We start from the raw sequence: 16,810 nt of genomic DNA, 5'->3' as shown, positions 1-16,810 counted from the left end.
TGTCAATGCATAGATGGGGGACCGGCTTTCCCCTCGGCGGCGGTGCTCGGGTACTATGCAACGAGCGGGATTTCTCCCGCGGTGCTGGAGTGGCGCAATTGGTAGCGCAACGCACTTGTAATGCGTAGGTTGCGAGTTCAAGTCTCGTCTCCAGCTCAAAAGATAACCCCCTAGCTGCACAAACAGTTTGGGGGTAAACGTTTACAAGTAGTAAGAGTGGCTATTTATTGGCTACTTTGCGCAGGCGCAAACATTTCCAACACCGCCGTATGGTCACCGGCATCAGCCGCCCGCTTCACGTAATAGCGACCCGTAATCGCCGGGGAAGCGTGACCCAACTGCCTAGCGGCCTCCTCCACACCGTCCACATTCTCAATGGCCGTAGCAACCGAGGAGCGGAAAGACTTAAACTTCACGTGAGAAAATACCTCACCCCGCGCTTCCCGAAATTGTCTACGAACATTCACAATGTCTAGGAACCCGCCCCGGTTATTCGGAAAGACAAGAACGTTATCGGCATTCACCAAACGTTCAATGAGCATGTCCCTGAACCAATCAGGGAGGGTAACCGTACGAAAGCCGCTATTGGTCTTTGTATAGCCTTGGCGGACTAGCTTCCCGTCCTGCCTAACAATCGCACCGGAGAGCGTCGCCTTAGCTTTTGGCTTAGCGTCTAGCTGGAAATCAGACCACTGGAGTGCCAGCACCTCAGACGGGCGGAATCCCGTGGCGATAAGCGCGCCCACTATTCCTACCAAATCAGTGTGTTTATAGGGTGTCTGCCAAGACTGAACATTCTCCCAAATCTGTTGAATCTCAGCGAGGGACAAAGCAACCGGCTCAGATTCTGCACTGTCATTGGCCCGGAGCTTTACCCCGTGCGTTGGGTTGATAGGCCACACATTCACGCCGTGGACAACGGTTAGGTCATAGGCGCGGGATAATAGAATCTTGGCGAGCTTAGCGTTAGCGGGGGTGCGCTCAGATAGTTTCACTAACCAGTTGGCGATTATGGACTTGTCGCACTCGCAGAGGCGAAGATTACCAATCGCCCGTTCGCCCCGCGCCCCCTCGAAAAGGGATAGTTGGCGCTCATAGGTGTTAACCGATTGGATGCGTAGTTTCTTATTGCCGATAGTGCCAGCGCGCATAGCTTTTACGGTTAGTTCTAGGAGTCCTTGCAGGGTGGTGTTGCCGTCGATAATGGCCCCTGCATTCTCAAAGACGCGATCGTTGGCGTTGGCTTTTAGGGTGGCTTCAGCGTCGCTTTTTGTGCGCCCGGTGCCAGTGACGCGGATGCGCTTATCGGCAAAGGTGCGGACGTAGGCTAATGCTCTCCAGCGGCGGTAGCCTACTTCCTCAAACCTAATCGTCCCTATTTGCCCTACGGGTAGTTTCTTTCTTGGCATTGGCCTTTTTCCTTTTTCCTGGATAAGGCACGGGTGCGGCTAGTGGTTCTCCCTCCTCCCTAGCTTTGGCAATCATGCGGGAGGCCGTAGACCTAGACACATCGAACGCTGAAGCGACATGCTTAGTGGGGGGAAGATTGCGCTGGACAGCACGATTATACGAAACCCGAACCATCATCAACAGCTTTTCAAGGTTGCTTCCATTGGGCCATTCTTCCCTTAGCTGTGCCAATGAGGAGCCTCGTAGGGCTGAATCTTTTTCCACTGGAAAGCGCTTGTCCAACGCCTCTGCTATGGCCTGTTTAGCCTCACTGATACTGAAGTCCCTTAGCAATTGGACGGTTACTTCATTAGCTTCAAACTCCAGATTTGTGATTCTAATTCCAGACGCATCTATGGAAAAAGTGGCACATGCCCCGGCCGGTTCATTGTGAGTGAATTGGGCTACCCCCTCACCCTCAATGTGTGTTGTTCCCCGACCCGCGTCTACTTGAATTTTGTAGTCGCCTTGGGGTTCATCCAAACCGGTATCTAGCTTCCATTTCACCTAGCCAGTTTCACCCGCGCTATTTAGTTAGTCAACTATGTCTCGGTGAGACACGTTTGCAAGCATATGTCACATTCTGTATTGTGGTCAACTGTTGGGGCAAGCTTATTGCCTCGACTGACATACGATTGCAAGCATGTATCAGAAAGGTAACCATGCTCAACATTGAGAACGACACACTGGATACCGCCGCAACGGCTAAGCAGATTGGTGTAGCTGCCTCTACTTTGAATTCATGGCGTAGCCGCAAAAAGGGGCCGAAATACATCCGCATCGCCGGGCGCATTCGCTACCTCAAGACGGACGTTCAAGAATGGCTGGAAAACGAAATCGCAGCCGCGTAAACCCACCCGAAACACGAAAAGCCCCCAAGTAGCTGCAACTACAAGGGGGAAGAAATGGAACAATCACCATGCACCAAATTCACCCCAATACTAGCGAAACCCCTATCCAAGTGGAAGCGAACGCCCCCTTTGGACTGTTCAATATCGACGTAGAACGCGACCTAAGGGACGGGGAACCAGTGATTCGTCTCCTGCCTACCTTTGCTGACTGGGCGGGGCCGGTGGACTTTTCTGTTCAAGAGATTGACCAGTTCATAGAAAGGCTGGAGGAAGCTCGCCGCATCGCAGAGGAAAATGCGCCTATCCGCCTTTACCCCGTGGACGATTTGCCACCAAGCGCCGCCTAGCGCCGTTGACCGCCGCTAAAGGTTGGGCATAGTGCCCACATGCGAAACCACGAGTACATAAGCCCACAAGAGGCAGAAGCCGCCTATCACACCACCACCCGCCACCTACGCCGGTTGGTCAAAGATGGGCGGCTCACCCGCTACAAGTCCATTGCAGACACACGCCGCATTCTCTACCGCCGCCAAGAACTAGACCGCATCTTCACACCACTGGCGGACGATACAGCGGCATAACCGCAATCAGGGATAAGTCCACTACGAAAAAGAGACCACACAAGCATGGCAACGATAAGACACGGGCCGGAACTGAACGCTGAGTTCTTGACCGTCGCCAATGATATAGCCCGCAATCCGGGCATTACTCCAACAGCGAAAACGGTCTATCTAGTTCTGAAATCACATAGGGAGAGATGGCGAATCGACAAGAAACAAATATCCGACGATACCGGCGTTTCTGTAAACACCGTCGCTAAGGCACTCAAAGAACTAGAAGACAAGGGCCTTATCAGGCGTGACCAGCTACCCGGAGAAAAAGGAAAGCGAGGGCAATTCATCTACACCATCTTTGCGCAACCGGAACCCAAAAATTGGGTTGCGGGGCGACCAGCGGATACAGGGCAAAACGCCAGTACAACACCGGAACACAATAATTGGGTTGCGGAGTCACCAGCGGAAACCTCCTATTCCCCCAGCTCAACACCGGAACCCAGTTTACCGGGTACCGGTGAAGTGGGTCGCTTAAGAAAACCAAGTAAAAACACCAAGTTAGAAAACTATGGAGAATTTATTGGTCAACCAGAGGTTGACCCAAAGATTGCAGCTGCCTTGGGGAGCTACGAAAGCGTTGAAGAGGCCTTTACAGAGTTCTGGGATGAGTACCCACGTCACCAGAAAAAGAAAGAGTCTCGCCAGCTATTCGAGGCCTGTCTAGAGGAAGTAGACGCGGAAACCATCATTCAAGGTGTAAAGGATTTTAACGAAGAACGGTTCTACAACGAAGCGAGTGAATATTGGGTACCACAGCCAACCTCATGGCTGGAGGGTGAACGTTGGGAAGATGAATACGATCTGCCTCCTCGCTTCGCCCCGCAGAGTGAATATCACCCGGAGCAGTACCAGTGCCCCACCTGCAACGGAACTAGGTACATACCCGGTCACAAGGACGAATGGGGCCATCAATTCGTGAAGCCCTGCCCAACCTGCCAAGCGTCAGCTAAATCGGCTTAGATGCGCTTCAGACCGCGCTAAAAGAGTCGATACAACTAAGAAATCTGCTGACAGATCACAAAAAAGGGAGCTAGATAAACGTGAGCAGTATTGACTACCGAGCAGTCCGTGAATTGTATGACCAAGGCCGGGGCCGAAACGCAATCGCCAAAGAACTAGGCGTAACCACCTACCAAGTAGACCGAGCCTGCCAAGAGCTAGGAATCACGTGGGAGGGAAGCGTGCCTGCTATGGCCGTGCGAGTACGTTCCTGCCGGGCTGCTAATGAGCGCAATGAGGTTGCCGCAAAGCTCCGAGCACTAGCGCATCGTGAGCTGGATAAGGCACTGAGTACTGAGGGGGAAGATGCGGACGTTCGTCAACACGTCACAGCGGCTGCTATCGCAATTCAACGTGATTTAGAGATTGCCGCGCATGTCGCTGAGCACGGCGAACACAGAGACCGCACCCCACAACAACGAGAACAGGACAAGGCCCTGGACAAGGCCCTGGACGCGCTCGACCCGCTGAACGCCTACCTATAGGAGACCCAAACCAATGAGCACATTCAATTTCAACAACTTAGCGCCTCAGCTCACGTTCCTGAGCGCTGAGATGGACAAGGCAATCACGTGGTTCGCCAAGAACCCTGACTACTCAGACGAGGGCAAGCGCAACCATCTGAAGCGAGTAGCTGACCAGCACGGCTACACCGCCGCAATCAGCAAGCTACGAAAGGCTGCCGCCGCCCTCCCAGAAGCCGTAGCCAAGGAACAGGCCGGGGAGTACGCCAAGGTATACCCACGGGCCAAAGATTCGACTGAGGCCTTGGCTGCAGAGATGGCAACACAGCGTTACCTGCAGCGTGAAGACCTTACTAAGACGGACGGCGACAACAACAACCTTGAGGCCCTTAAATCGGTGTTTAAGGAGATGGGGCCGTCTCCAGCCCGAACCATGTTGTTCGAGGAGATGCAGGCCCGTGGGATTGCCAATGCGGAGTTAATGCGAGGGTGTGAAGCTGAGGAGAATCCGGCGCTGAGGAGCGCACAGCACACCGCTAACGCCGCTGAAACCACCGCCCGCCTTGTAAATGAGCAACTGGATGATCTGGAAACCTCCCTGCAGAACCCGCGCTTGAGCACTGCAGGCGACACTATGAAGCTAGACCAGATTAAGAACTATCTTGTCAATTACTTCAGCGACGATATGGAGACGGACAGCCATATCAGCTTTGAAAAGCTACGCCCGGCACCTGCTTTCAATACCCCTGCCCCAACGGAATAGGAGACAAGAGACTATGCGCACCATCGAACAGTTAGAAGCCATCCTTAAAGCCCTCCGTGAGCAGCTTGCTGAGCTGCAGGACGATAGGAACAGCGGCGCTGAGGTTCCTGATTGGAAAGAGGCACTAGCCCGCCGTGAGCTAGATAAGTACACCGCCGAGCTGGAAGCACGCCGTAAGGAAAAGGCAGCGGTAGATAAGTCTAAGGCTGAGGCCGATAAGCGCCATGCCGACCAACAGGCCGCTGTGATGGAAGCGGTGGAGGAGGCATACGCCGTACTAGAGGAGGCCACCGCTAAGGCCGCTGAGGCTCATGCTGAGGCGATTAAGGGCCTGCCTGCCTACCGTGAGGCCCGCGCCGTGGAGGTGGAAGCATATCGCAACTTACGCGACCTTGTAAGGCAGCTAGACGAACCAGAATGCGATGAGGACGGCAACATTGTGACAGACCGCGCCCCGTTCTACATGCACAATGGCAACGTGATGCAAAAGGGTTCCATCACACCCGGTTGGTATGGTCGCCCACTAGACCGGATCTAGCTCACGTGACCCTAAAGGCCCGTCGTTTCGCTTGGTTGCTTTCCGAAATGGCGGGCTTTTTCATGCCAAAAGTAACAGTGACTTAAACGTCTTGACCTGCACTAACTAACCGCCACGGCATTTTTAATACAACATTGGGGTGACAGCCCCAACACTGACTAACGCGCCTTGCATTAACACCCGAAACCGCGCTTTCATCGACCCGGACAATGTTCCCCAGCGGTCGATTAACGCCGCTATCCGTATGTGCGAGCACTGCCCAATGCGCAAAGAATGTGCACGCCTTGCCCTGCAGGCTGGCAGCATCTTGACGGAGGAGAAACTACCAGCGGACGGGGTAATCATGGCCGGGGTGGTCACACGCGGCAAAAGCACGGTTGCTGAGTTAGAGATGATTGCCGGTGTAGCCGCCCCGGTCTATGAGGGCCGCGCTCAAAGACAGGGGAATGTGACCGGCAAACCATGCCTGAATTGCGGGCGAACCTTACACAGCTGGACACGTACCCCGGAGGATATTCCGCCCGGCATGGTCATGCATTACAGCCGTCAATTCTGTGTGGACTGCAGGACGGCGCTACAAGCGTATCTGGATTCCTTGCCTGAAGAGGAGCGCCGGGCAAGGCGCGGCCTAATGAAAGAGATTGACCGGAAACGCCACCACCACGGGCGGGAAGCCCGTCTGAAGCGTCGCCAATACATCGACCGCAAGCGCAAAGAGATGGCCGCTGAAAAGGGCGTACCCGTTGACTACATCGTTCCCTTGAAAGACGCGGCAAAGTGGCTCGGCTTCACCCCGGAAAAGACGCGAGGCAGAGCTACTAGGCGCGGAGCGCTCTGGAGGATGGACAGATCCCCCTACTGCAGGACGGCGAACTTACACGTCAATCTTGGGGCATTCGGCTATGAGTCTCCTCTAGTTCAAGAACGTGAGGCGAAATCACGTGCTAAGGCCGCTGAGGAACTTTGTGTACCCGTGGCTGAGGTAGTGAACGTCGAATACCTTTCGGAGATGTACGGCCTTACCGTTTCGGAGATGCTGACAAGGTTGCATGGCCGGGGCGTGGAAGTGGTCAATAAATGGGGCCGTCATTGGCTAGTTGAATCGGACGTACCCGCGCTCTGATTTAAGCCCGGAGAGGTGGCTATCTATTGGCTATTTTGAAAAAGTGTTCCCTTTTCCAAACTGTTCCATGCAGTACGGTAAATGCAGGTAGAGGGAATAAAGCGCCATAAAATGCGGGTTGCTACATTCCCTGAATTATTAGCACAAACTTGCCACTTGTATAGCGTAGGTTGCGAGTTCAAGTCTCGTCTCCAGCTCAAAAGGAGGCTGGGCCCCGGTGTGGGCCTAGCCTTCGGTGGTTTTTGAGGGGGCGTCGATAAGTCGAAAAAGCCGGTCGACCATGCGCTGGCGGTTAGCGGGGGATAGCTTGCGCTGGTTGAGGTGATCGTGCACCCACAGGCCGGTACTAAGAAGCATGATCAGCAGATTATCCTCGTCCGTCTCGGCGGCGGAAGGATCGACCATCCAGCGCGCATCCACCTCGGCCCACTGGGCGGAAAAATCCGGGTGGGTCTGGGAATGAACGCACATCAAAAGCTTGATGAGCGGATCATTTTTGCCCATTGACAATACGAGCGCACGGGAGCGCTCGGCCCAGCTGAGCTCGCTTGCCGGGTGGCCGCCGGCCAGCTTCTCGAGTTCTGCTTCCCAGCGTGCGGCGCAAAATCCATGGCAGTCTACGAGCAGATCATGGCGGGTAGGGAAGTGATAAATGAGTCCGGACTTGGACATGCCGGTCGCCTGCGCCAGGGATTCGTAGGTCAAGCCAGAGACGTCCTCGGCAGCGATGATGTCGAGCGCAGCTTCAAGGGCTGCGGTCTTTTTGTTGAGTCGCGGCATAGGGATCTCCTGATTTCGGGTTATCGCGGAAACACCAGGCGGTTATCGCGGCTAGGAGCAAGGCGAAGCAAGCTAGGCCGCCGATGGTGGAAAGATATCCGGCATTGTAGGCGCTCGCGGCGGCCGCGTGGGAAGCAGGGTGATACAGCGCGTCGGTACCCAGTTCCGCAAGGTGGGGCGGCAATTCGCGGGCCATGAGGAGAGGGACGAGGGTGCCGGTCAGTGCAATGGAGATCAGGGTGCCGAATTCATAGGAAACCGCTTCTACGCCCGAGGCCATGCCGGTGCGATGAAGGGGAGCGGCATTGATGATGGCGGTGGAGGACACGGACATGGCAAGGCCCGCGCCGAGGCCGGTGAGCACTAGGGCGGAGACGAGTAGGGGAAGCGTCTCGCCCCGGCTCACCACCACCAGGGCCATGCCGGCGGCCATGAGCAAGAATCCGCCGCTAATGAGTGGGAGGAACCCCACGCGATGCAAGGTGGCACCACCCAGGATGGAGGTAGGGATGGCAGACAGTGCCATGGCGGAGATGATGAGGCCGGCGTGAAGGGGTGAGAGGGCGTCGACAAGCTGCAGCTTTTGGGTACTCAGCAGCTCCAGGCCGGCGAGGCCGAACATGGCACCCCCGGCCGTTAGGGCCCCGCCGCTGAAGATACGGGAGCCAAAGATGTCGAAGGTCAGCAGGGGATCTGACAAGCGAGCCTGGCGGCGGCCGAAGGCGAGCGCGCCGCAGATGAAGACGATGCCTGCGGCGGCGCTCACCGGCCAATTATGTGCCAGGGATTTGATGGCCAGCACTAGGCTGGCGAGAGTGATAAGGGAATACAGGGACGAAGGGAAGTCCCAGTGTTTTAGGGGGTTCGGAGCGTTTGGCGGGGCAAGGAGCCAGGTCAGCACAATGGCCACGACCACAACCGGGACATTGAGCAAAAAGACCGAGCCCCACCAGAAATGCTCCAAAAAGAAGCCGCCCACGGTGGGGCCAGCCGCCGCGCCGATGACGGCGACAGAACCCCAGATGCCAATGGCCGTGTTGCGCTCCACCTCATCGGGAAAGGTCAGGCGGATTAGCGCTAGGCTCGACGGCATCATGATGGCGGCGCCGCAGCCCAGGAAGGCGCGGCCTACAACCAGCGTCCAGGCGCTGGGGGAATAAGCGGCGAGCAGGGAAGCGCCGCCGAAGACGGCCAAGCCGATGAGGAACATCCGCCGGTGGCCGGTGCGATCGCCCAGCGTGCCGGCGCCAAGAAGGAGGCCGGAGAGCACCAACGCGTAGGCGTTGATAATCCAGAGTTGCTGGGTATCGGTGGTGTGCAATTGCTGCGATAGCTGCGGCAATGCGGTGTAGAGGATGGAATTATCCAGCCCAACCATGAGTAACCCCAGAGAGATGACGGCGCAGAAAGACCACCGCTGGGCGGCCGTGGAGGCCGCAGCGGCGTGGTCTTGTGCGCGGGGCGGGTGGATACTCATAGCGCAGTAAACAGTACCGAACGGTCGTTACAGTTTGCAGCCGAAGATAGGTTAGTATTGCCTTCCTCACAGCTAGGTGCAGTGTGTGAGTGTATAGGAGATGAGTGGACTTTCCTGCGGTCTAAGTAGCACAGTGGTATTAACACCAATTAAGAGTTAAGGATGATTTTTAATGGCACGTAACTATGCAGAACAGCTAGTCGACACCCTGGAAAAGCAGGGTGTCGAGCGCATTTATGGCCTCGTCGGTGACTCCCTGAACCCGATCGTGGATGCCGTTCGTCGCTCCTCCATCGAGTGGATTCACGTCCGCAACGAGGAAGCAGCAGCCTTCGCTGCCGAGGCAGACTCCCTGACCACCGGCAAGCTGGCTGTATGTGCTGCATCCTGCGGCCCGGGCAATACCCACCTGATTCAGGGCCTGTACGACGCCCACCGCAACGGCGCCAAGGTGCTGGCACTGGCTTCCCACATCCCATCTCGCCAGATCGGCTCCAAGTTCTTCCAGGAGACCCACCCAGAGGCAATCTTCCAGGAGTGCTCTGGCTACTGCGAGATGGTCAACTCCGCTGAGCAGGGCGGCGTTGTCCTGCACCACGCCATCCAGTCCAGCATGGCCGGCAATGGCGTATCCGTCCTCGTTATCCCGGGTGACGTTTCCATGCAGGACGCTGAGGATGACTCCTTCGTCGAGTCCAAGATCTCTGCTGGCCGCCCGGTCGTCTTCCCGGATCCGGCCGAGGCTGCTGCCCTGACCCAGGCCATCAACGAGGCTAAGTCCGTCACCCTCTTCGTTGGCGCCGGCGTCAAGGATGCCCGCGAGCAGGTGCTCAAGCTGGCCGAGAAGATCAAGGCTCCCATCGGCCACGCCCTGGGTGGCAAGATGTACATCCAGTACGAGAACCCGTTCGACGTAGGCATGAACGGCCTGCTGGGCTACGGTGCGGCACACGAGGCCACCCACGAGGCTGACCTGCTCATCCTGCTGGGTACCGACTTCCCGTACAACGACTTCCTGCCGGATGCCAACGTGGCACAGGTGGACATCAACGGCTCCCACATCGGCCGCCGCACCAAGATTTCCTACCCGGTCACCGGTGACGTAGCCGCCACCATCGAGAACATCTTGCCGCACGTGGATGAGAAGAAGGATCGCTCCTTCTTGGACAAGATGCTCAAGAAGCACTACGGCAAGCTGGAGCACGTCGTTGAGGCTTATACCTCCAACGTGGACAAGCACACCCCGATCCACCCGGAGTACGTTGCTGACCTCATTGACAAGAATGCCGATGAGGATGCCATCTTCACCGTCGATACCGGCATGTGCAACGTATGGGGCGCTCGCTACATCACCGCCAACGGCAAGCGCGAGCAGATCGGCTCCTTCCGCCACGGCACCATGGCCAACGCCCTGCCGCAGGCACTGGGTGCACAGGCCGCTAACCCGGGCCGCCAGGTCATCACCTTCTCCGGTGACGGCGGACTGTCCATGCTGATGGGTGAGCTGCTCACCGTGAAGCTGCACAACCTGCCTATCAAGATGTTCGTGTTCAACAACTCTTCCCTGGGCATGGTCAAGCTGGAGATGCTGGTGCAGGGTCTGCCGGAGCACGAGACCGACCACGATTCCGTCAACTTTGCCAAGATTGCAGAGGCTTCCGGCATCAAGCACTTCCGCATCGAGGATCCGAAGGACGCACCGGAGCAGATCAAGAAGGCGCTGGCTTATAACGGCCCGGCTCTTATCGACGTCGTTACTGACCCCAACGCCCTCTCCCTGCCACCGACGCTGACCATCGAGCAGCTCATGGGCTTCTCCAAGGCTGCCACCCGCACCGTTTTGGACGGTGGCGTTGGGCAGATGATCACCATGGCAAAGTCCAACCTGCGCAATATCCCGCGCCCGCAGGACTTCTAAATAGCGCACTGCGCTAGCTGCCACGCCCTTCCTCACCTGGGGAGGGGCGTGGTTTTCTTTTGCGCCGAGCAGGCCGAGCATCCACGTTCACAGGATTCAGACAGAAACTCTTCAGTAGGCTGGAAAGCAAGCGTGCCATGATGACGTGTTAGAAAATCACAACCTTTAAGGGAGTCTGAGGAGAACATGGAAGACACTAAACTCGCCAAGGTTCTTGTCGTCGATGACGAACCCAATATTGTGGAGCTGCTTACCGTATCACTGAAGTTCCAGAACTTCGAGGTATTTAGCGCCAATTCCGGCAACGAGGCGCTGCGCATTGCCCGCGAGGTAAACCCAGATGCCTACATCCTGGACGTCATGATGCCGGGCATGGACGGCTTCGAGCTGCTGGGCAAGCTGCGCCAAGAAGGCCTGGACGGCCCGGTGCTCTACCTCACCGCTAAGGACGGTGTGGACCAGCGCATCCACGGCTTGACCATCGGTGCGGATGATTACGTGACGAAGCCCTTTAGCCTGGAAGAAGTTATCACCCGCCTGCGCGTCATCATGCGCCGCGGCGGCGCAGCGGAAGAATCCACCAACGATGCCACCATGAGCTATGCAGATCTGACGCTCAATGATGACACCCATGAGGTCACCAAGGCCGGCGAGCTCATCGAGCTTTCGCCCACCGAGTTCAACCTCCTGCGGTACCTCATGCAAAACAAGGAAGTGGTGCTATCCAAGTCCAAGATTTTGGACAATGTGTGGCACTACGATTTCGGCGGCGATGGCAACGTGGTCGAGTCCTATATCTCTTACCTGCGCCGCAAGATCGATACCGGCGAGACGCAGCTGATCCACACCGTGCGCGGCGTGGGTTATGTACTGCGCACCCCGCGCTCCTAAAGTGCTTAAGTGATGGAAGATTCACAGGAGACCCAGGACCAGGCACCTGCACCGGCAGCGGCGCGCCCGCAGTCCATGTGGCATGAGGGCCTGGGGCAAGGCGAAGGGGAGAAAAAGTCCTCCAAGCGGCGGATGTTTTCCCAGATTCCGCAGGCCATGCCGCTGCGGACGTGGCTGGTCATCCTCCTCGTCGTGGTCTCCGGGCTCGGCATTACGGGCTCGTCCTTTGCGGTGAATTCCATCATGCGCAACGTCCTCTTCAACAACGTCGATGATGAGCTGCGCGCCGCGTCGACCACATGGGCGCGCGATATCAGCAATGACTTTTTCATCGGCGATCACACCAAGCGCCCGCCTACCGAATACGTGGTGCTGAACTACCTGCCCGATGGCACCATCCGCTACTCGGGGCCATCCTCGACCACCCCGAATGCGGAAAATATCCCGCTCGGTGGGTATCCCACCACCGTGGGTTCCATCGAGAACAACACCAAGTGGCGCGCGCTCGCCTTCGCGGACTCCAATGGTGTCATCACGGTCATCGCTAAGGACATGACCCACGAGAAGGAAATCCTGCACGGCCTAGCCATGGTCCAAGTGACCATTGCCGCCATCGCCCTGGCCGCCATTGCGGCCGTGGGGTTCTGGTTTATCCGCAGGGCGTTGCGGCCGCTGCGGGTGGTGGAAAAGACGGCGTCGGAAATCGCGGCAGGCGACCTAGACAAGCGTGTTCCCAAATGGCCGCTGCACACCGAGGTGGGCCAGCTGGCCGCCGCACTCAATATCATGCTGGGGCAGCTGCAGCGCTCCGTCGTGCGCGCGCAAGAGAAAGAGGAACAGATGCGTCGCTTCGTCGGCGATGCCTCGCATGAGCTGCGCACGCCGCTGACCAGCCTGCGTGGCTATACCGAGCTCTATCGCTCCGGCGCCACCAAGGACGTGGATCTGGTCTTTTCCAAGATCGATGATGAGTCCAAGCGCATGTCCCTGCTGGTAGAGGACCTGTTGGCCCTTACCCGCGCCGAGGGCACGCGCCTAGACCTGCACCCCGTAGACCTGCTGGAGCTGGCCCTGTCCGTGGGCTCTTCCGCGCGTGCGGCCTTCCCCGGCCGCGAGATTAAGGTGGCCAATGACGCCAAGTCCATCCCGGTGGTTAATGGCGATGCCAGCCGCCTGCACCAGGTGCTGCTCAACCTGGTGACCAACGGCATCCGCCACGGCGGCGATGAGGCCACGGTGACGCTGCGCCTGCGCCGCGAGGACAATGATGTGCTGGTCGATGTCAGCGATGACGGCAAGGGCATGTCCCAGGAAGATGCGGCGCACATCTTCGAGCGCTTCTACCGCGCGGATACCTCGCGCACCCGCGATACGGGTGGCTCCGGCCTGGGCCTGGCCATCGTCCACTCTCTGGTGGAGCAGCACGATGGCAGCATTAGCGTCGACTCCGAGCTCGGCCGCGGCACCACCTTTACGGTGCGCCTACCCGCGCTTGCCGACGCCCCCTCTGAGACCTAGTCCTCCCGAATGCCTTCCTCGTTGCAGCCGAGGTGCTGACGGATGCGGGCGGCCGCCTCATCCATCGCGGCATCGTCGGTGTTCTCAGCGTCGAAGGCCTTGGCAAAGTCATACTCTTCCATCTTCTCGGTGGGGAAGAGGTGGATATGGGTGTGCGGGACATCGAATCCGGCGATGATGTAGCCGGTGCGCGGGGTATCAAACGCGGTCTTGATAGCGCCGCCGATTTCCAGGGCGACCTCGTTGAGGTGGGCCCAGGTCTGGGGATCCAGGTCGGTCCACTTATCTACTTCCTCGATGGGCACGACCAGGGTGTGGCCGTAGCGCAGCGGCTCGATGGAGAGGAAAGCCACGCAGGTCTCATCGCGGTAGACAAAGCGAGCGGGTAGTTCACCATTAATGATCTTTGTAAATACAGAAGCCATGTGTGCCAGGCTACCCGCTAGTTATGATGGTGGGCATGCGCATTCTCGTAATTGGTTCGGGCGGCCGTGAACACGCCCTAGTCAAGGGCCTGTCCGCCGACCCTAAGAGCACCGAAATCCACGCCGCGCCAGGCAGCGCGGCCATGTCCGCCCTCGCTACCGTCCACCCGGATTACTCCCAGGTAGATGACGCTGATCGCATGGTAGAGCTCGCCCAGAGCATCGCCGCGGACCTTGTTGTCATCGGCCCTGAGGTTCCCCTCGTCGCCGGCGTGGCCGATGCCCTGCGCGCGGCCGGCATCGCTGTCTTCGGACCTAGCAAGGAGGCAGCCCAGATCGAGGGATCCAAGGCCTTTGCCAAGGACGTCATGGAATCCGCCGGCGTCAAGACCGCCCGCGCGGAGCAGCTGCGCCCGGGCGCCACCGAGGACGACATTGAAGCCGCCCTCGACCGCTTCGGCCCGCAGTTCGTGGTCAAAGACGATGGCCTGGCCGGCGGCAAGGGTGTCGTGGTCACCCCAGACCGCGCCGCCGCCCGCGCCCACGTCGATGCCGTCCTCGCGGCCGGCAACCCGGTGCTGCTGGAATCCTTCCTCGATGGCCCCGAAGTCTCTCTCTTCTGCTTAGTCGATGGCGAGACCGTCGTCCCGCTGCTGCCGGCTCAGGATCACAAGCGCGCCTATGACAACGACGAGGGCCCCAATACCGGTGGCATGGGCGCCTACACCCCGCTGCCGTGGCTGCCGCAGGACGGCGTGCAGCGCATCGTGGACGAGGTCTGCACCCCTGTGGCCAAGGAGATGGCGCGCCGCGGCACCCCTTATTCCGGTCTGCTCTACGCCGGCCTGGCCTGGGGCGAAGAAGGCCCGGCCGTCGTCGAGTTCAACTGCCGCTTCGGCGACCCGGAGACCCAGGCAGTGCTCTCCCTGCTCAAGTCCCCGCTGGCTGAGGCCCTCCACGCCACGGCCACCGGCACCCTCTCCGAGCTCCCGCCACTGGAGTGGGAGGATGGCTTCGCCGTCATCATCGTCATGGCGGCCGAGGGCTACCCGGCCTCCCCACGCAAGGGCGATGCCATCACCGGCGCCGCCCTGGACGATCCGCAGCGCGTCCTCCACGCCGGCACCGTGCATACCGACGGCGCCTACCGCACCGCGGGCGGCCGCGTGCTCAGCGTGCTGGGCAAGGGTGCCACGCTTGCCGACGCCCGCGCAGACGCCTACGCCACCGTCGACGGCATCGAGTTTGCGGGTGGCTTTGTGCGCCGGGACATCGGCAAGCGAGCAGAAGACGGTGAGATTTCTCTCTAACCCTTCACCCCGCGGCGGGGCAGGCATGGAATAATAGCCACGTGGCTGAAAAGAAGAAGATTTCCAACGTCCTGTCCTCCCGCTATGCCTCCGCGGAGCTGTCCAATATCTGGAGCCCGGAGCATAAAATCATCTTGGAGCGCAAGCTCTGGATTGCGGTCATGCGCGCCCAGAAGGATCTGGGCGTAGACATCCCCGCCAAGGCCATCGATGCCTACGAGGCCGTGGTAGAGGACGTGAACCTTGAGTCCATCGCGGAGCGCGAGCGCGTCACCCGCCACGATGTGAAGGCCCGCATCGAAGAATTCAATGCTCTGGCCGGCTACGAGCACATTCACAAGGGCATGACCAGCCGCGATCTCACCGAGAACGTGGAGCAGCTGCAGATCCATACCTCGCTGGAGATCATCCGCGATAAGGCCATCGCCGTGGTCTCCCGCATCGGCCGCCACGCCGCCGAGTACCAGTCCCTGGTCATGGCCGGCCGCTCCCACAACGTGGCCGCGCAGGCCACCACCCTGGGCAAGCGCTTCGCAACGGCCGGCGACGAGATGCTGCTGGCCATTGAGCGCGTCGAAGATCTTTTGGCACGCTACCCGCTGCGCGGCATCAAGGGCCCGATGGGCACCTCCCAAGACATGCTCGATCTCATGGGTGGCTCCGAGGACAAGCTCGCCTCCCTGGAGACGGCCATCGCGGATTACCTGGGCTTCCACCGCATCTTCAACTCTGTGGGCCAGGTCTACCCGCGCTCCCTCGACTTCGACGCCATCTCCGCCCTGGTGGAGCTCGGCGCCGCCCCGTCCTCGCTGGCTACCACCATCCGCTTGATGGCCGGCAACGAGACGGTCACCGAGGGCTTCAAGGAAGGCCAGGTCGGCTCCTCCGCCATGCCGCACAAGATGAACGCCCGTTCCTGCGAGCGCGTCGGCGGCCTGCAGGTCATCCTCCGCGGCTACCTCACCATGGCCGCAGACCTCGCTGGCCAGCAGTGGAACGAGGGCGATGTTTTCTGCTCCGTCGTCCGCCGCGTCGCGCTTCCCGACGCCTTCTTTGCCCTCGACGGCCAATTCGAAACCTTCCTCACCGTCCTCGACGAGTTCGGTGCCTTCCCGGCCATGATCGACCGCGAGCTGGAGCGCTACCTGCCCTTCCTGGCCACCACCCGCATCCTCATGGCGGCCGTGCGCGCCGGCGTGGGCCGCGAGACCGCCCACGAGGTCATCAAGGAAAACGCCGTGGCCGTCGCGCTCAATATGCGCGAAAACGGCGGCGAGCAGGACCTGGTCCAGCGCCTTGCTGCCGATGACCGCCTGCCCATGGACGAGTCCGACCTCGAGGCCGCCCTAGCCGATAAGCATGCCTTCATCGGCGCCGCCGAGTCCCAGGTCAGCCAGGTGCTCAACCGCATCAACGCATTGGTAGGCGAGCACCCCAAGGCCGCGGCCTATACCCCGGGCGAGATCCTTTAATTCGAACCGCACCGGGCGCCTTCCTGTCGCGGTGCGCCCTGCCTGTCGCGGTGCGCCCCACTTTTCGCATTTCGATCAAATAGTCCCCGAATCCCACTGAACTGGCCCCCGAAAGTTGGACTGGTTTAATTCTAGGCGGTTAGGGCTGCAAGGGTCTGATTTCGATATTGCATCGGGGTCAGGCCCTTGAGTCGTTGTTGGATGCGTTCGGTGTTGTA

Annotated in this window: 19 protein-coding genes and 1 tRNA gene; 14 read left to right on the top strand and 6 right to left on the bottom strand. The window is 59.1% G+C overall.

What is annotated here, in order from left to right; all coding sequences use genetic code 11:
* Positions 1-83 precede the first annotated feature (83 nt).
* Positions 84-156: transfer RNA gene (locus MHY08_RS06730), tRNA-Thr, on the top strand.
* A gap of 68 nt (positions 157-224) precedes the next feature.
* Here MHY08_RS06730 and MHY08_RS06725 read toward each other — a convergent pair.
* Positions 225-1,409: a tyrosine-type recombinase/integrase gene (locus MHY08_RS06725; protein ID WP_239236017.1), complete on the bottom strand. Its 1,185-nt coding sequence runs from the start codon at positions 1,407-1,409 to the stop codon at positions 225-227.
* Positions 1,366-1,956, bottom strand: coding sequence for a hypothetical protein (locus MHY08_RS06720; RefSeq protein WP_239236015.1), 591 nt, complete (start codon positions 1,954-1,956; stop codon positions 1,366-1,368). Before MHY08_RS06720 ends, MHY08_RS06725 begins: the two co-directional genes overlap by 44 nt.
* A gap of 155 nt (positions 1,957-2,111) precedes the next feature.
* On the opposite strand from MHY08_RS06720, the gene MHY08_RS06715 reads away from it, so the two are divergent.
* The 8 genes from MHY08_RS06715 (at position 2,112) to MHY08_RS06680 (ending at position 6,801) form a co-directional block, all read left to right on the top strand.
* On the top strand, positions 2,112-2,300 hold the full coding sequence (locus MHY08_RS06715) for an AlpA family transcriptional regulator (RefSeq protein ID WP_239236013.1): 189 nt from the start codon (positions 2,112-2,114) through the stop codon (positions 2,298-2,300).
* Between the two features lie 68 nt (positions 2,301-2,368).
* The gene (locus MHY08_RS06710; RefSeq protein WP_239236011.1) at positions 2,369-2,647 is read left to right on the top strand and encodes a hypothetical protein; all 279 of its coding nucleotides are present in this window, start codon (positions 2,369-2,371) and stop codon (positions 2,645-2,647) included.
* A 39-nt stretch (positions 2,648-2,686) separates the two neighbouring features.
* Complete coding sequence (locus MHY08_RS06705) at positions 2,687-2,881, top strand: hypothetical protein (RefSeq protein ID WP_239236009.1); 195 nt, start codon at positions 2,687-2,689, stop codon at positions 2,879-2,881.
* A gap of 45 nt (positions 2,882-2,926) precedes the next feature.
* Positions 2,927-3,874 (top strand): helix-turn-helix domain-containing protein, encoded by a 948-nt coding sequence (locus tag MHY08_RS06700; RefSeq protein WP_239236007.1) that lies wholly within the window; start codon positions 2,927-2,929, stop codon positions 3,872-3,874.
* Positions 3,875-3,954: 80 nt separating this feature from the next.
* On the top strand, positions 3,955-4,398 hold the full coding sequence (locus MHY08_RS06695; RefSeq protein ID WP_239236005.1) for a hypothetical protein: 444 nt from the start codon (positions 3,955-3,957) through the stop codon (positions 4,396-4,398).
* A gap of 13 nt (positions 4,399-4,411) precedes the next feature.
* On the top strand, positions 4,412-5,140 hold the full coding sequence (locus MHY08_RS06690; protein WP_239236003.1) for a hypothetical protein: 729 nt from the start codon (positions 4,412-4,414) through the stop codon (positions 5,138-5,140).
* 13 nt (positions 5,141-5,153) lie between these two features.
* Positions 5,154-5,678, top strand: coding sequence for a hypothetical protein (locus tag MHY08_RS06685; protein ID WP_239236001.1), 525 nt, complete (start codon positions 5,154-5,156; stop codon positions 5,676-5,678).
* A gap of 139 nt (positions 5,679-5,817) precedes the next feature.
* Entirely contained in the window at positions 5,818-6,801 is a 984-nt protein-coding gene (locus tag MHY08_RS06680; protein ID WP_301438108.1) for a WhiB family transcriptional regulator, read from the top strand.
* A 225-nt stretch (positions 6,802-7,026) separates the two neighbouring features.
* On the opposite strand, the gene MHY08_RS06675 is transcribed toward MHY08_RS06680, so the two are convergent.
* Entirely contained in the window at positions 7,027-7,581 is a 555-nt protein-coding gene (locus MHY08_RS06675; protein WP_005325753.1) for a TetR/AcrR family transcriptional regulator, read from the bottom strand.
* The gene (locus MHY08_RS06670) at positions 7,547-9,058 is read right to left on the bottom strand and encodes an MFS transporter (protein ID WP_239235997.1); all 1,512 of its coding nucleotides are present in this window, start codon (positions 9,056-9,058) and stop codon (positions 7,547-7,549) included. The genes MHY08_RS06675 and MHY08_RS06670 overlap by 35 nt, the downstream gene beginning before the upstream one ends.
* A 172-nt stretch (positions 9,059-9,230) precedes the next feature.
* On the opposite strand from MHY08_RS06670, the gene MHY08_RS06665 reads away from it, so the two are divergent.
* The 3 genes from MHY08_RS06665 to MHY08_RS06655 all read left to right on the top strand — a co-directional run bounded on the left by MHY08_RS06665 (position 9,231) and on the right by MHY08_RS06655 (position 13,385).
* Complete coding sequence (locus MHY08_RS06665) at positions 9,231-10,976, top strand: pyruvate dehydrogenase (protein ID WP_239235996.1); 1,746 nt, start codon at positions 9,231-9,233, stop codon at positions 10,974-10,976.
* Positions 10,977-11,162: 186 nt separating this feature from the next.
* On the top strand, positions 11,163-11,867 hold the full coding sequence (locus MHY08_RS06660) for a response regulator transcription factor (RefSeq protein ID WP_150850895.1): 705 nt from the start codon (positions 11,163-11,165) through the stop codon (positions 11,865-11,867).
* Between the two features lie 12 nt (positions 11,868-11,879).
* Positions 11,880-13,385 (top strand): cell wall metabolism sensor histidine kinase WalK, encoded by a 1,506-nt coding sequence (locus MHY08_RS06655; protein WP_239236106.1) that lies wholly within the window; start codon positions 11,880-11,882, stop codon positions 13,383-13,385.
* Here the strand turns inward: MHY08_RS06655 and MHY08_RS06650 are convergent.
* Positions 13,382-13,810, bottom strand: coding sequence for an HIT family protein (locus tag MHY08_RS06650; protein ID WP_005325778.1), 429 nt, complete (start codon positions 13,808-13,810; stop codon positions 13,382-13,384). The genes MHY08_RS06655 and MHY08_RS06650 overlap by 4 nt on opposite strands.
* 35 nt (positions 13,811-13,845) lie before the next feature.
* Here MHY08_RS06650 and purD point away from each other — a divergent pair, with 35 nt between their 5' ends.
* Together purD and purB are read left to right on the top strand one after the other, a co-directional pair.
* Positions 13,846-15,120, top strand: coding sequence for a phosphoribosylamine--glycine ligase (gene purD / locus MHY08_RS06645; RefSeq protein ID WP_204611001.1), 1,275 nt, complete (start codon positions 13,846-13,848; stop codon positions 15,118-15,120).
* 41 nt (positions 15,121-15,161) lie between these two features.
* Entirely contained in the window at positions 15,162-16,592 is a 1,431-nt protein-coding gene (gene purB / locus MHY08_RS06640; RefSeq protein ID WP_005325782.1) for an adenylosuccinate lyase, read from the top strand.
* A 131-nt stretch (positions 16,593-16,723) separates the two neighbouring features.
* On the opposite strand, the gene MHY08_RS06635 is transcribed toward purB, so the two are convergent.
* Positions 16,724-16,810 (bottom strand): IS3 family transposase (locus tag MHY08_RS06635; protein ID WP_239236105.1); only part of this gene is annotated, 87 nt, incomplete at its 5' end.

Source organism: Corynebacterium sp. ACRPJ, from assembly GCF_022347345.1.
GTDB lineage: Bacteria > Actinomycetota > Actinomycetes > Mycobacteriales > Mycobacteriaceae > Corynebacterium > Corynebacterium tuberculostearicum_D.
This window is presented reverse-complemented; position numbering and strand designations above follow the sequence as displayed.